The 13,149-nt window shown below is 68.6% G+C and carries 12 protein-coding genes; 10 read left to right on the plus strand and 2 right to left on the minus strand.

Annotated features, from left to right (window positions below):
- Nucleotide 1 precedes the first annotated feature (1 nt).
- The 4 genes from AC31A1_RS04665 (at nucleotide 2) to AC31A1_RS04680 (ending at nucleotide 5,509) form a co-directional block, all read left to right on the plus strand.
- Nucleotides 2-970 carry a sugar phosphate isomerase/epimerase family protein gene (locus AC31A1_RS04665; protein WP_489651970.1) on the plus strand — a complete coding sequence of 323 codons (969 nt, stop codon included), beginning with the start codon at nucleotides 2-4 and terminating at the stop codon, nucleotides 968-970.
- A gap of 407 nt (nucleotides 971-1,377) precedes the next feature.
- Nucleotides 1,378-2,319, plus strand: coding sequence for a sugar phosphate isomerase/epimerase family protein (locus AC31A1_RS04670; RefSeq protein ID WP_489651971.1), 942 nt, complete (start codon nucleotides 1,378-1,380; stop codon nucleotides 2,317-2,319).
- A complete protein-coding gene (locus AC31A1_RS04675) occupies nucleotides 2,319-3,863 on the plus strand; it encodes a GMC oxidoreductase (RefSeq protein ID WP_489651972.1) in 1,545 nt (514 codons plus the stop codon). The genes AC31A1_RS04670 and AC31A1_RS04675 overlap by 1 nt, the downstream gene beginning before the upstream one ends.
- 221 nt (nucleotides 3,864-4,084) lie before the next feature.
- Nucleotides 4,085-5,509 carry an MFS transporter gene (locus AC31A1_RS04680; protein ID WP_489651973.1) on the plus strand — a complete coding sequence of 475 codons (1,425 nt, stop codon included), beginning with the start codon at nucleotides 4,085-4,087 and terminating at the stop codon, nucleotides 5,507-5,509.
- 422 nt (nucleotides 5,510-5,931) lie between these two features.
- On the opposite strand, the gene AC31A1_RS04685 is transcribed toward AC31A1_RS04680, so the two are convergent.
- Both AC31A1_RS04685 and AC31A1_RS04690 read right to left on the minus strand, forming a co-directional pair.
- On the minus strand, nucleotides 5,932-6,489 hold the full coding sequence (locus AC31A1_RS04685) for a pyridoxamine 5'-phosphate oxidase family protein (RefSeq protein ID WP_489651974.1): 558 nt from the start codon (nucleotides 6,487-6,489) through the stop codon (nucleotides 5,932-5,934).
- 122 nt (nucleotides 6,490-6,611) lie between these two features.
- Nucleotides 6,612-7,394 (minus strand): FadR/GntR family transcriptional regulator, encoded by a 783-nt coding sequence (locus tag AC31A1_RS04690; RefSeq protein WP_489651975.1) that lies wholly within the window; start codon nucleotides 7,392-7,394, stop codon nucleotides 6,612-6,614.
- Nucleotides 7,395-7,516: 122 nt separating this feature from the next.
- Here AC31A1_RS04690 and AC31A1_RS04695 point away from each other — a divergent pair, with 122 nt between their 5' ends.
- The 6 genes from AC31A1_RS04695 to AC31A1_RS04720 all read left to right on the plus strand — a co-directional run bounded on the left by AC31A1_RS04695 (nucleotide 7,517) and on the right by AC31A1_RS04720 (nucleotide 12,998).
- Nucleotides 7,517-8,047 (plus strand): flavin reductase family protein, encoded by a 531-nt coding sequence (locus AC31A1_RS04695; protein ID WP_489651976.1) that lies wholly within the window; start codon nucleotides 7,517-7,519, stop codon nucleotides 8,045-8,047.
- Nucleotides 8,048-8,109: 62 nt separating this feature from the next.
- A complete protein-coding gene (locus AC31A1_RS04700; protein WP_489651977.1) occupies nucleotides 8,110-9,282 on the plus strand; it encodes an acyl-CoA dehydrogenase family protein in 1,173 nt (390 codons plus the stop codon).
- A gap of 38 nt (nucleotides 9,283-9,320) precedes the next feature.
- Nucleotides 9,321-10,166 (plus strand): fumarylacetoacetate hydrolase family protein, encoded by an 846-nt coding sequence (locus AC31A1_RS04705; RefSeq protein WP_489651978.1) that lies wholly within the window; start codon nucleotides 9,321-9,323, stop codon nucleotides 10,164-10,166.
- 46 nt (nucleotides 10,167-10,212) lie between these two features.
- On the plus strand, nucleotides 10,213-11,133 hold the full coding sequence (locus AC31A1_RS04710; RefSeq protein ID WP_489651979.1) for a VOC family protein: 921 nt from the start codon (nucleotides 10,213-10,215) through the stop codon (nucleotides 11,131-11,133).
- A gap of 21 nt (nucleotides 11,134-11,154) precedes the next feature.
- The gene (locus tag AC31A1_RS04715) at nucleotides 11,155-11,529 is read left to right on the plus strand and encodes an antibiotic biosynthesis monooxygenase family protein (RefSeq protein ID WP_405846545.1); all 375 of its coding nucleotides are present in this window, start codon (nucleotides 11,155-11,157) and stop codon (nucleotides 11,527-11,529) included.
- 545 nt (nucleotides 11,530-12,074) lie between these two features.
- Nucleotides 12,075-12,998 (plus strand): sugar phosphate isomerase/epimerase family protein, encoded by a 924-nt coding sequence (locus AC31A1_RS04720; protein ID WP_489651980.1) that lies wholly within the window; start codon nucleotides 12,075-12,077, stop codon nucleotides 12,996-12,998.
- Nucleotides 12,999-13,149 lie beyond the last annotated feature (151 nt).

Here is a 13,149-nt window from a genome sequence, read left to right on the forward strand (position 1 = left end):
CATGAACGGGAATCCGAGCGTCGGCGCGACACCCGCCTCCGGGGGAATCAAACTTGGCATGCTCACTGCCTGCCTGCCCTCCTGGGACCTGGAGAAGATCGCCCGGTACGCGGCGGGCCGCGGATACCGGGCCCTGGAGGTCGCCGTCTGGCCGGACACCGGCGGCCGCGATTTCGAGGCCGCGCATCTGCCGGTGGCTCATTTCACCGACGCCGACGCCGAGCGCACCCGTGCCCTGCTCGACATGCACGGACTGGAGTTGTCGGCGTTCGCCTACTACGAGAACCATCTCCACCCGGACCCGGTGCAGCGGGCCTCCCACCGCAGCCATCTCAAGCACGCCGTCGACGCCGCCCAGAAACTGGACGTGCCGTACGTCGGGACCTTCATCGGGCGGGACTGGACGAAGACGGTCGCCGACAACCTGACCGAAGCCGAACGGGTTTTCCCGGAACTCGTCGACTACGCGGGCGAGCGCGACGTCAAACTCATCATCGAGAACTGCGTGATGGAGGGCTGGCATCCGGACGGCTACCCGGGCAACCTCGCCTACTCCCCCGAGCTGTGGGAGTGGATGTTCGATCTGGGGCTCTACCTCAACTGGGACCCGTCGCACCTCACCTGGATCGGCGTCGATCCGGTGAAGACCATCGCACCGTACATCGACCGGATAGTCCACGCCCAGGCCAAGGACGTGGAGCTGCGGCCGGGCGACCGGCAGCGGTGGGGACACTTCGGCCCGGCGCGAGACCGCTCCACCAACCCTTGGGACATGGGCTGGTGGCGCTACCGGGTACCGGGCCTCGGACAGGTCGACTGGCGCTCCGTGATCGACCGGCTGTACGAGCACGGGTTCACGGGCACCCTCTCCGTCGAGCACGAGGACCCTGTCTGGGGCGGCACGCCCGAGAAGGTCGTCCACGGTCTGGACATCGCCCACCGTACGCTCGCCCCGCTGCTGGTCGACTGAGTTCTGCGGCCGCCCTTCACCGCTTCGGGCGCCGGGCCGATCAGCCATCCCCGGACTGTCGCAGGTAGGTGATTCCGAGGTCTGTCCTACCTCTTGACATCTCCGTAGGCTAAATACAATATCACCATAATCATCATGGTTAATCCCGGCATCTCTCCCCGCTGCCAGGGATCACGCATCAGCCTCCGGGACGACTGCAGCCAGTACCGGCCGACCAGCGGCTACGCGACCCTCACCCATCAGTGCCACCGCGAGAGGCGAAGAACCCCCCTCGTGGCGCGACGGCTGACCTCCGCGCCGCCCCTCACCCGCTCTCGCCCCTCGACAGACCATTTCCCCGCCCTTTGATCGCGGGAGCCAACCGCAAGATCACCCCCCTGACGGGGCCGGCAGAGAAAGAGAGTCCGATGGAAAACGACATACGTATCGCCACTTTCGGGATTCGGCACGAACTCGGTCCGCTGTCGCTCGGCTTCCGCTCGCCCGACGGGGAGTTCGTGCGGCAGCAGGTCGTCGACAGCCCCAGAACCCTTCCGCTCGGTGACCTCCCGCAGCGCCTGCGGAGCGCGTTCGGCGTCACTGCTGTCGAGATCATGGATGAGCATCTCAGCGGAGCCCCCGCCGAGGAACGCGCCGCGCTGCGCAGCGCGGTCGACCGGGGAGAGCTCACGTACAGCCTCGCCGCCATCAGCCGTTACGTCGGTGACGCCGACGCCGGCCGGCGCGCGGAGGACCTGGCCGAGGTCGAACGCATCATCAGGCAGTCCGCCGAAGCCGGCGCACAGTCGGCACGAGTGATCCTGCTGCCGCCGCCCATCGTTCCCCAGGTGCCCCTCGCCTCCAACGCCGCCCTCGTGGACACGCTCCGTCACCTCGTCGGCGTCGCCCAGGCGGCGGGGGTCTCCCTGCTCATCGAGAACGACGACGAGATGACGTCGGTCCCCGAGAATGTGGAAGCCCTTCTCGACGGTGTGGGCCCGGACCTCGGATTCGTGCTCGACACAGGCAACCTGGAGCCCGTCATGTCCGAGGTGGTCGGCAGTGTCACCGAGGGACGTGAACTCGGCGACGTCCAGGACGCCGAACAGACCTACCAGGCGATCGAAGCACTCCTGCCACGCGCTCAGGTGGTCCACGTGAAGACGTACGGATTCCACGACGACAAGCGCTCGAAGGTCTACGACCTCGACCGGGTACTGCAGATCATCGCGGACAGCGGTTTCGCGGGACCGCTCACCATCGAGTACGGCGGCGCGGACTCCTCGGTCGCCGATGACACGATCCGGCAGACCGTCGCACGCATCCGGGCCACAACCCCCTCTGCGCGGACCGAGCAGGTGGAGGCGTGATGACAGCGCGGTTCGTGGACAGCTCACCAGAAGGCGGGCTGCCGAAAGAGGTCGATCTCCTGGTCATCGGCAGCGGTCCGATCGGCTCGGCCTACGCGAGGATCGTCTCCGAGCGTGTACCCGGCGCCCGGGTCCTCATGATCGAGGCCGGCCCGCGTCTCACGGAGATTCCCGGCACGCATGTCCTCAACATCCAGGACCCCACGGAACGCGCCCGCGCCGTGCGGCTGTCCGAAGGACGTACGCCCGAGGAAGAGCGCACCTCCATGAGGGCACACTTCGACGCTGAGGCGACCGGGCTCGCGGCGGCGGCCGGCACCTTCTTCGTCGGCCCGGCGGCGTCCCGCGCCGGCAACGGACTGCTCCCGGCCCTGGCGGCCTCCCGCAACGTCGGCGGAATGGGCAGTCACTGGGGTACGGCGTCGCCCTACCCCCGGGGACGCGAGCGGGTCGGCTTCATCCCGCGGGACGAGTGGGACGCGGCGCTGGACAAGGCCAAGCAGCTGCTCGCCGTGAGCGAGGAGCCGCTGACCGACAGCCCCGAGTGGCAGGAGTGCCTCGACCGGCTCGGGAAGGAGTTCAACGACGAACTGGACCCCGACGGCCCGGTGCGGAACATACCGCTCGCCTGCCGGAGGGACCCCGACGGCACCCTTCACTGGTCCGGTTCCGACACGGTCCTCGGTGACCTGGCCACCCGGCCCCGTGAGACGTTCGCGATAGCCGCGGACACCCTCTGCCGTCAGCTGACTGTGGAAGGCCGTCGCATCACCGGCGCGGTCCTGGAACACCGGCCCACCGGAAACACCGAGCGCGTCTCGGCGAAGGTGGTGGTCGTGGCCGGCGACGCTCTGCACACCCCGCAGTTGCTGTTCGCTTCCGGCATCCGCCCCCGGGCGCTGGGCCGCTACTTCAGCGAGCACGTGCTCGTGGGCACCACGCTCACGCCCGCCGGCCTGGACGCCACATCCGACCTGACCATCCTCCACGCGGACGGCACGTCCAGTGGCGTGGGGTGGATCCCGCTCCCCCAACACGGGGAACTGCACGGTCAGTTCCGGCAGTCCGTCATCCGCTCCGAGGGCTCGGACCGTGGCACGGGGCTGGTGCTGTTCTCCTTCATGTTCGCCAAGGAGGCACGCCCCGAGGACCGGATCTGGTTCTCGGAGACCGAGCGCGACCCCCACGGAATGCCGGCCATCCGGTACGACTACGCGTACACCCCGCACGACCTGGAACTCATCGAGCAGGCCAAACGTCAGGTCGCCCGCGCCGCCGGCGCACTCGGCGCCGACCGCCCGACCATCATGGTCCAGCCGGGCGGCACGTCGTTGCACTACCTCGGCAGCACCCGTATGGGCCCGGCGGACGACGGCACCTCCGTGTGCGACAGCCACTCCCGTGTCTGGGGTTACGACAACCTCTACCTGGGAGGCAACAACGTCATCCCGACGCCGGTGGCCTGCAACCCCACCCTGACGTCGATGCTGCTGGCCTGCCGGGGGGCGGAACAGGCCGCCTCGCTCACCGCGTCCTCGCTGTGACTCGGTGATCCCTCCGGACTGAAGCCGTACGCCGACACCCCACGGGACCGGCGATCGCACGTCGTACGGCACCCCCCCCCATCACGAGATACCCCTCGTTCTCCCGGACCGATGCGGTGTGTGCGCTGTGCGCCACCGATCGACCGCGCAGGTCCGGACGGGATCGCCCGCGCTTGCGGGCATCCGTGTCGCACACCGTCGTGCCCACCTCTGGGAGAGCCATGCCCACCACAGAACCCGCCGCCGTCGAGGCACAGCCGTCGCTGATCAGCGCGGACAGCCGTCCCCGCCTTCCCCTGCTCCACCGAGCGGTCTACGGACTCGGGGACTTCGCCGGCGGCATGATCTGGAACACCACCATCGCCTACCTCGCCATCTTCTACACCGACACCGTGGGCATCGCGGCCGGCGCCGTCGGCATCCTCATGGTCGGCGCACGCGTCCTCGACGCCGTCATCGACCCGGTGATAGGCGCGCTGGCCGAGCGGACACACAGCCGAAACGGCCGCTTCCGCCCCTGGATGCTGTACGGCATGTTCCCGCTGGCGGCGTTCTCGGTCCTCGTCTTCACCGCCCCGTTCTCCGGTGACTCCGCGGCCGCCGTCGCATGGGCCACCCTCACCTACATGATCCTCGGCATCCTGTACTCCGCGGTCAACGTGCCGTACGGAGCACTCGGCGCCGCCATGGCGGAGACCCCGGCCGACCGAACCTCCCTGAGTTCCTTCCGCTACATCGGTTCGAATGCCATCGGCATCCTGCTCGGACTGATCACGGTCCCGCTCATCACCTTCTTCAGCCGGTCACAGGACGGGGACTCCGCGACCGCCGGCGGGTACACGATCACCCTCGCGATCTTCGCCGCGGTCTCGCTGCCGCTGCTCTACGCCGTGTTCGCGACTTCGCGGGAAACCATCACACCGGTCCGGCCCAAGCAGCCACCGATTCGCGTCACGATGCGCGCCGTCCTGACCAACCGCCCCCTCATGGTGTTCCTCGTGGCCACCCTCCTTATCGTCATCTCCTACTTCGGACGTATGGGGGTGGTGATCTACTTCTACGAGTACAACGTCGGTGACTCGGCGCTCCTCCCGCTCCTGATGAGCCTGCCCTGGTTCGCAGCGATGATCGGTACCTTCGCTTTCACCCGGTTCGCACGGCATCTCGGCAAGCGCAACATGCTCATCGTCTCGCTCGTCGTTCAGGTGCTCGCGCTCGTCGCGCTGTATCTCGTCGACCCGCACAGCACGTCCCTGGTCGTTCTCTTCACCGCGCTCCACGGGCTGGCCGGCTTCAGCATGGCACTGCTGATCTCGATGATCGCCGACGTGATCGACCACGGTGAGCAACAGACCGGTATCCGCTCCGACGGCACGATCTACGCCGTCTGGAGCTTCGGAACGAAACTCGCGAGTGCCGTCAGCGCCGCCGGGGTCGGCCTGCTCGGACTCCTCGGCTACCGGCCGAACTCCGCACAGACCTCCGAGGCGCTCGGCGGTATCAGCTTCGTCGTCAACCTTCTGCCCGCCCTGGTGGGCGTCGCCGCCATCCTGGTCCTCCTCGGATACAAGCTGACGGACCGTGATGCCGTTAATGTTCGGAACGAGTTGAGCAGCGCTGCTCGCGCCGCGCGCGAGGCCCGCTGAGAGGTCTGCTCCCGGCTGCATCCTGATGTCCATGCTGGCGTTGCCCCACCCGCCCGGGGCCCCAGGTCTCCGGGCCCCGGGACCCCGGGCGGGTCGAAAGCGCCGCCCGTTGCCGTCGGCAGCCCGGCGCAGTCGGGCGGCGATAAGGCCCGGGAAACCGCGGAACTCCCGGCGTTTGTCTCCCGTGCCCGCTCTCCCACAGCGTCCATCCTGGAATGAGATTGTCGCGCGATACGGAATAGTGACCGTCATTGTGGAACTGGAGCGGAGGGGATGACAGCGCGCCGAGGTATGGACATGCATCCGGCCGAGACAAGCAAGGGCCCCTACGGCAGTAGATTCCCGGGTGTCGCCGGACAACCGCCCGCGCGTCGCCGCGCGGGCGGCCGTTTCGTTCGTCGACGGCGCCAGCATGCTTGACGTCAGTCTCGGAAGGCGAAGAGATCCGCATACGGCCGCATAGAGGACAATCCGCTGCCGTCGGCAGTGAAGTCGAGGAGGGTCCGCCACATCAGCCCCACCCGGTGATCCGCCCACACGGCCTGAACAGGGTCGATACGGAAGAACGCCTGCTGCCCCTCTTCCGGCCCCTTGACCTGATCGAACATCCCCGATTCGGCGGCCCACGGGAACTGCTCACGGCTGAGCCGGGCCGCCAGGGCGATCTCGTCCGGCGCGACCACCAGGGCCGCCCTGCCCTTGACCTGGAGGGAACGGGTCTCGAAGCGTTCGTCGTAGCCTCCCGGCGGAAGGTGGTTCGCTACGTAGCTGACCCGCTCGTCCGCGACCATCTCCGAGCGCTTTCGGGTCCGGGCGAAGGTGTGCACGTAGACACGTAGTCCGTCAGCGGCGATGTGCATCGTGGACGCGGACGGAGCTCCGTGCCCGTCCAACACGGCCAGCGTGGCGATCTCCTCGGTACGGAGGAGATCAGTGATGGTTTCCTCGATCTGCTCCAGGCTCGGTTCGGTGCGCGGCATGAGACCTCCAGAGACGAAAGGTCCGCCCGAGTCTGGCGGACTGACCGAGAAAACAGGACAATGGTCCTCCCATGCAAGACATGTGCAGTCAGATGTTTCTTCTGGCCGTCGGCACCGCCCCCTCACTCCTCACCGACGACCGTGGTCGTGTCGTGCTCGGCGACGAGCCGCAGGAGGGTCGCCTCGTCCCGCTCGTCGAGGGCGTCGACCATCGCGCCATGCAGCCTCCAGCGGTCGCGGATGTGCTGTGCCAGAGGAACGTCGACCTGCGGCCGGACCGCTCGGGCATGACGTTCGACCAGCTCCAGAAGGGCCACATAGAGCGAACACAGGAGGGAGTTGGGAGTGATGTCGGCGACCCTGGCATGCAACCGCCAGTTGGCGAGCACGAACTCGTCCGCGTCGCCCGCAGTCGCGGCCGCGGCCATGCCCTCCAGACATGCACGGAGGTCCTTGACGTCGGCCGGGGAGGCATGCCACAACGCGTCCTGCCAGAGAAGCGGTTCGAGAGCGTTGCGGATGCGCAGCGCCTGCGCGACATCACCCTGGGAGCCATCGAGGGCCAGTACGGAGTGGGCGAGCCGCGTCATCGGGGTCTGCTCGGCGGCGAACAGGCCGCCGCCCGGGCCGCGCTGCGCGGTCACCACTCCCCGGGTCTGGAGCAGGCGCAGCGTCTCGTTGAACGTCCCGACGGACACCCCGCAACGGGCCCGGAGCTCTTCCTTCGTTCCCAGACGCGTACCAGGAGCGACGCGCGCGGCCAGTTCGGCCACGGCGTCCGCAGCGGCCTCGGCACGGGACGCACCCCCCGCCTGCCCCCACTCGGCGCGTCGCAGTGCCGGTGGATCGACCCCCCTGCTCGCGTCCGCACCACGACGCCGGGCGCCTTCCTTGCGTGCCGCCACAGCCACTCCGCTCTTCGACCGGTTCCGGGAAAATCATTATGGCGAATACAGTCGCACCTCTTGACGCCCCGCGTAACCCGGATGCAGCATCACCGTAATCATTATGACGAATGGAGATCTTCATGATCCCCTCCTTCGGTGAGCAGGCATTCCGCGATCTCATGGCCGGTGTCTGCGCCCCGGTCACCATCGTCACCGCCACTGCGGAGGGTCTCCCCCACGGCACGACGGTCAGCGCCTTCGCTTCGCTGTCGCTGCGCCCACCCATGGTGACCGTGGCTCTTGACCGCGGATCCAGAGTCCTGTCCCACCTCACCGCCACCGGACGCTTCGGGGTGAACGTCCTCGCCCGGACCCAGGACGATCTCGCCCTGGGTTTCGCCCGCCGTGGGGCCGACCGCTTCGCCGGCGTGGACTGGCACTTCGATCACGGCCTCCCCCGGCTCCACTCGGCCCCGGGATGGCTGGCGTGCGAGGTGGCTCAGACCGTGGACGGCGGCGACCACGTTCTGATCCTCGGCCTGGTCACCCACGCGAAAACGACGCCGGCGGCGCCGCTCGTCTACGGGCACCGCACCTTCGGCACCCACTCCGCCTTCGCCGACCGCCCGCGCCACACGATCCGCGAACACGTCGCAGCCTGCGCACGCTGATCGCTCCTCCCGCTCGGACCAGGGACCCCTTGTCCCGCCGATGACAGAAAGAGCGCACCACGATGACGACTCACGAGGACCTCGTCGCCCGCGCCGCAGCCCTGCGGCCACTGCTGCGTGAGCACGCGGCCGCCACGGAGACCGGCCGCCGGGTGCCGGACCCGGTGATCGACGCCGTCGCCGACGCCGGCCTGTTCAAGCTCGCCACTCCTCGCCGGTACGGCGGCTACCAGACGTCCATGCGCACCATGCTCGACGTGTCGGCCGCCCTGGCCGAGGGTGACGGCTCCACCTCCTGGGTGGTCACCCTCGTCAACGTCTGCAACTGGCTCACCAGCCTCTTCCCCTCCAAAGCCCAGGACGACGTGTTCGGCGCCAACCCCGACGCCCGGGTCACCGGGGTACTCAGCCCGACCTCCACGACGACCAAGGTCGACGGCGGATGGCAGGTCTCGGGGCGCTGGTACTACAACTCAGGCTCCTCGCACTCCGACTGGGCCGTGCTCGGTGTTCCGCTCACGGACGCGGACGGCGCGGTGGTGGACCAAGGACTCGCACTCGTGCCCCGCGGTGACCTCGCCCTGGAGGACACCTGGTTCGTCGCGGGGATGAAGGGCACCGCGAGCAACTGTCTGATCGCCGAGGACATCTTCGTGCCCGAGCACCGGGTCATGTCCGTGCCCGCCGCCATCGAGGGTGGCTATCCGACCGAGCACACGGACGAGGTCCTGTCCCGTTCCGCCTTCGTGCCCATCCTGGCCCTCGTTCTGGCCGGCCCCCAACTGGGTCTGGGCCGCGCGGCCCTCGAATACGTCACGGAGAAGGCCTCCCGCAAGCCCATCTCGTACACCTTCTACGAGACGCAGGCCGAGTCGGTCGCCGTGCAGCTGCAGATCGCCGAAGCAGCCCTGCGGATCGACACCGCCACGCTCCACGCGCAGCGCGCCGCCTCCGAGATCGACCAGGCGGCGCAGCAGGGCACGTACCTCGACTTCACCCAGCGTGCCCGGGTGCGGGCGGACACCGGCTGGGCCATCCAGAACGTGCTGGAAGCGATCAACACCCTCGTCAGCGTGCACGGCGCCGGCTCCTTCGCCGACGTCAACCCCCTGCAGAGGATCTGGCGTGACGCCAACACAGCGGGCCGGCACGCGGTCGCCGCGCCGACGGTCGCGTTCGAGGTGTACGGCAAGGCCCTGCTCGGCATCGACGAGAAGATCACCCCCCTCGTGTGACCAGTCGCACGCCCCCCACCCCCTCAGAGGAGCAGCACGTGCGTACCGCCAACCTGTCCGGCCGTCTCGTCATCATCACCGACAACGACACTGCCGTCGACGTCGAGCAGGCCAGTGACGGCCGGTTCGGTCCCGACCCCCAAGAGGTCTACGAGCGCTGGACCGCCTTCCGTACCTGGGCCGTGAGCGCCGAGCTGCCCGCGGGGCGGCCCTTCGCGGCCACGGACCTCGGCTCCCCCGCCCCCTCTCCGCGTCAGGTGCTCGCCGTAGGGCTCAACTACCGTGCGCACGCCGACGAGTCAGGCTTCGCGGTCCCCGACACCCTGCCGCCCGTGTTCACCAAGTACGTCTCCAGCATCACGGGCCCCGTCACCGAAGTCCGGCTCCCGGAAAGGGGCCACACGGACTGGGAGGTCGAGCTCGTCGCCGTCATCGGCGAACCGGCCCATCGGGTCGGTGAGGACGACGCCTGGTTGCACATCGCGGGACTCACCGTGGGCCAGGACATCTCGGAGCGCATCACCCAGCTCACCGGTCCGGCGCCTCAGTTCGGCCTGGGCAAGTCCTTCCCCGGATTCACCCCGATGGGGCCGTACCTGGTCACGCCGGATGCTCTGGCCGACAGCGACGACCTCGAACTGGGCTGCTCGATCAACGGCGAGGAGGTACAGAAGGGCCGGACCAGGGACCTCATCTTCTCCGTGCCCGCGCTGGTGGCCCGGCTGTCGGCCGTCCTTCCCCTGCTGCCCGGTGACGTCATCTTCACCGGCACTCCCGCAGGTGTCGGGATGGGACGTACTCCGCAGCGCTGGCTCGCCGACGGTGACGTTCTCGTGAGCCACGTCCAGGACATCGGCGAGCTCCGCCAGACCTTCCGCGCCTGAGCCGGCTCACCCACGACCACGCGATTCCCGCGTTCAGGAGTTCACCATGGCCCTGCACCGTCTGTCCTCGATCGTCATGGGTGTCCCCAACACCGCCCAGACCGCCGCCTACTACACCGACTTCGGGCTCGCACCCGAAGGGGACGGCTGGTTCACAACGCGTGACGGAGGACGCCAGCTGCAGGTCGTCCACGCACCCACGCGCCGACTCGTCGAGATCACCGTGGGCGTCGACTCCCCCGACGACCTCTCCGTCACCGCTGCCCGACTGGACCGGCTGGGTGTTTCCGCCCGGCAGGAGGCCGGCACCCTCACCGCCTACGAGAAGATCACCGGCGTCCGCGCCGTCCTCAGGGTGGAACCCCGCGTCACACAGCCGGATACCCCGCCCACCCCCTACAACGGTCCCGGCCGCACCGAACGCATCGGGACCCGCGCCCCGGCCTTGCTGCGCGAGAGCCCGGTCCGGCCCCGGAAGCTGGGTCACGCGGTCCTGGGCACCACCGACTTCGAGGCCACCACCGGCTTCTTCCGCGACGGCCTCGGCTTCAAGGTCTCCGACCTGATGGGTGACGTCGGCGCCTTCCTGCGCTGCTCCACCGACCACCACAACGTCCTCGTGCTCGCCGCGCCGGTGGCGTTCCTGCACCACACCTCCTGGCAGGTCGACGATGTGGACGAGGTGGGCCGCGGTGCCGCGGCCATGCTGGAGGACCACCCCGAACGCCACGTGTGGGGCCTGGGCCGCCATCACGCCGGCTCCAACTTCTTCTGGTACCTCAAGGACCCGGCCGGCAACTTCTCCGAGTACTACTCGGACCTGGACTGCATCGTCGACGACCAGCTGTGGAAGCCGGAAGTCTTCGACGGCGCCAAGGGCCTGTTCAACTGGGGGCCGCCCCCGCCCCCCTCGTTCATCAAGCCCGACGACCTGGCCGGACTGATGACCGGCTCCCACAGCACCTGACCGGCTCCCGGAGGAGTTCACATGATCGAGCTCAAGGACCTCGACCCCTCGGCCCCGTTCCTGGCGCAGCTCCAGGGCCCGGACGACGGACAGCCCGTCACCCTCGTCAACACCTTCCTGGCTCCAGATGGACAGACCGACAAGGTCATCGACGTCTGGCGCCAAGATTCCCTGATCATGAAGGCACAGCCCGGCTTCGTCTCCGCCCAGTTGTACCGAGGCGCCGGCGACAGCCACCTCCTGACGAACGTGGCCGTCTGGGAGACCCTGGCCTCTCTCAGAGACGCGTTCATGACCCAGGAGTTCCAGAGCACGCTGACGCTCTACCCGGACGGCTCGATCTCCCACCCGGTCGTGATGCGCACGGCAGCGGTGCCGGGAGTGTGCGTCGCCTGAGCCCGCGGGCTCGCCGGACATCCTCCCTGACTGGACTACGAGAACGACGAAATCCGCGTCGAGTGGCAGACGACGGACATTCGGCAGCCGTTCGGCCCCGCGACTGTGACGTGGACGAGGCCTCCCACCAGCTCGCCGGCGAGCACACCCCGATGACCTCGCTCGGCGTGATTCGAAGCCGGCTCGTCGAGTTCATCAGCCCCAAGCCGCACCCCCCTCCGTTGCAGGTCCGTGGTGGCCGGAGGGGCATTCCGGCTCCCGCCGCTCTGACCCTGCTTTGCGGAAGGAGCACGAGCAGGGTGCTCAACGCTTCCCGATGGCCGTCACCGGAGCTACGCGCACCTGCAAGATCGGCCCCGCGATACTTCGGCGCCGTTGGCCCGGACGAACCAACCGTGCACAGGGCCGGCCACATGGCACAGGGCGGCATCAGTCCCGCATGCCTTCGGCGCCCGGCCAGGTCGGTGGTGACAGGACAGCGACCGTGTTGGCCGTTGCGCACCAGCCGACGGCTTACGGCGCCGCGACCCGACGAAAGGACAGTAATGAAGAACCAGATCCGGCTGGCCGCCTTGGGGATCAGGGAGGAACTCGGCCCGGTGTGGGTCGACTATCGCGCACCGAGCGGTGAGATGGCCTCGATCCAGGTCGTGCACAGCCCGAAGTCCCTCTCGCTGGACCAGGTCCCGCGCCGTACGAAGAAGGGATTGGGTCTGTCGTCGGTCGAGCTCATGGAGCAACAGCTCACGGCGGCCACCACAGAGGAGCGCGCGGTCTTGCCTGCGGTTCTGGCCCGCGAGAACGTGTCGGTGAGCCTCGTCTGGATCAGCCGGTGTATCGCTGACGCGGACGACCGCCACCGGGCCGAAGACCTCGAATGGGCGGATCGGCTCATCTCGCTGGCCGCGGAGGCTCAGGCCGAGCAGGTGGGAGTCCTCCTCATGCCGCCGCCTTTCGTCCCCCCAGTGACACTGGCCTCCTTCAAGGTGATCGTCGAGACCCTGCGGGGGCTCATCGCCACCGCGCAGGCGGCAGGCGTGCGACTGATGCTCGAAAACGCCGATCCGTACACCGCGGATCCGGCGAAGTTGACCCCGCTGCTCGACGCGGTGGGTCCCGAGCTGGGCCTGGTCCTCGACACGGGCAACCTCGAGCCCGTAATGAGCACGGCGGCCGAGGCCTTCATGACGGGTCGCGAACCGGATGACCTCATGGACGCCGACCCCGCGTACGAGGCGATCCAGGCGCTCCTCCCGCGAGCCGAGGTGGTGCACGTCAAGACGTACGGATTTCACCCCGACGGTCACTCGAAGCTGTACGACCTCGACCGAGTCCTGCGGATCATCGCCGACAGCGGATACGAGGGCCCGCTCACCATCGAATACGGGGCATTCGACGCCGAGGCCGCGGAGAGCGCGATCAAGCGCACGGCTGAGCTGATTCGGGCAGCCGCCCCGGCGACTGCCTGATCCACATCTGGCCGTCTTCCCGCCGGGACGCGACCGTGCGTGCCGGGGTGACGCGGAGCCGGCCCGCACGCTCGGACCACTCGGATCGACACACCGTCGGTCCGGTCGGCCGCGCGGCGCGAGCACAGCCGACCAGTGACACGGCCACCGT

The organism is Streptomyces sp. P5F9, from assembly GCF_057961495.1.

Excerpts from the sequence above, each read along its gene's own strand:
- AC31A1_RS04715 (WP_405846545.1), top strand. The coding sequence starts at position 11,155 with ATGATCGAGCTCAAGGACCTCGACCCCTCGGCCCCGTTCCTGGCGCAG.
- AC31A1_RS04685 (WP_489651974.1), bottom strand. The coding sequence starts at position 6,489 with ATGCCGCGCACCGAACCGAGCCTGGAGCAGATCGAGGAAACCATCACT.
- AC31A1_RS04675 (WP_489651972.1), top strand. The coding sequence starts at position 2,319 with ATGACAGCGCGGTTCGTGGACAGCTCACCAGAAGGCGGGCTGCCGAAA.
- AC31A1_RS04700 (WP_489651977.1), top strand. The coding sequence starts at position 8,110 with ATGACGACTCACGAGGACCTCGTCGCCCGCGCCGCAGCCCTGCGGCCA.
- AC31A1_RS04695 (WP_489651976.1), top strand. The coding sequence starts at position 7,517 with ATGATCCCCTCCTTCGGTGAGCAGGCATTCCGCGATCTCATGGCCGGT.
- AC31A1_RS04670 (WP_489651971.1), top strand. The coding sequence starts at position 1,378 with ATGGAAAACGACATACGTATCGCCACTTTCGGGATTCGGCACGAACTC.
- AC31A1_RS04680 (WP_489651973.1), top strand. The coding sequence starts at position 4,085 with ATGCCCACCACAGAACCCGCCGCCGTCGAGGCACAGCCGTCGCTGATC.
- AC31A1_RS04710 (WP_489651979.1), top strand. The coding sequence starts at position 10,213 with ATGGCCCTGCACCGTCTGTCCTCGATCGTCATGGGTGTCCCCAACACC.
- AC31A1_RS04720 (WP_489651980.1), top strand. The coding sequence starts at position 12,075 with ATGAAGAACCAGATCCGGCTGGCCGCCTTGGGGATCAGGGAGGAACTC.
- AC31A1_RS04665 (WP_489651970.1), top strand. The coding sequence starts at position 2 with ATGAACGGGAATCCGAGCGTCGGCGCGACACCCGCCTCCGGGGGAATC.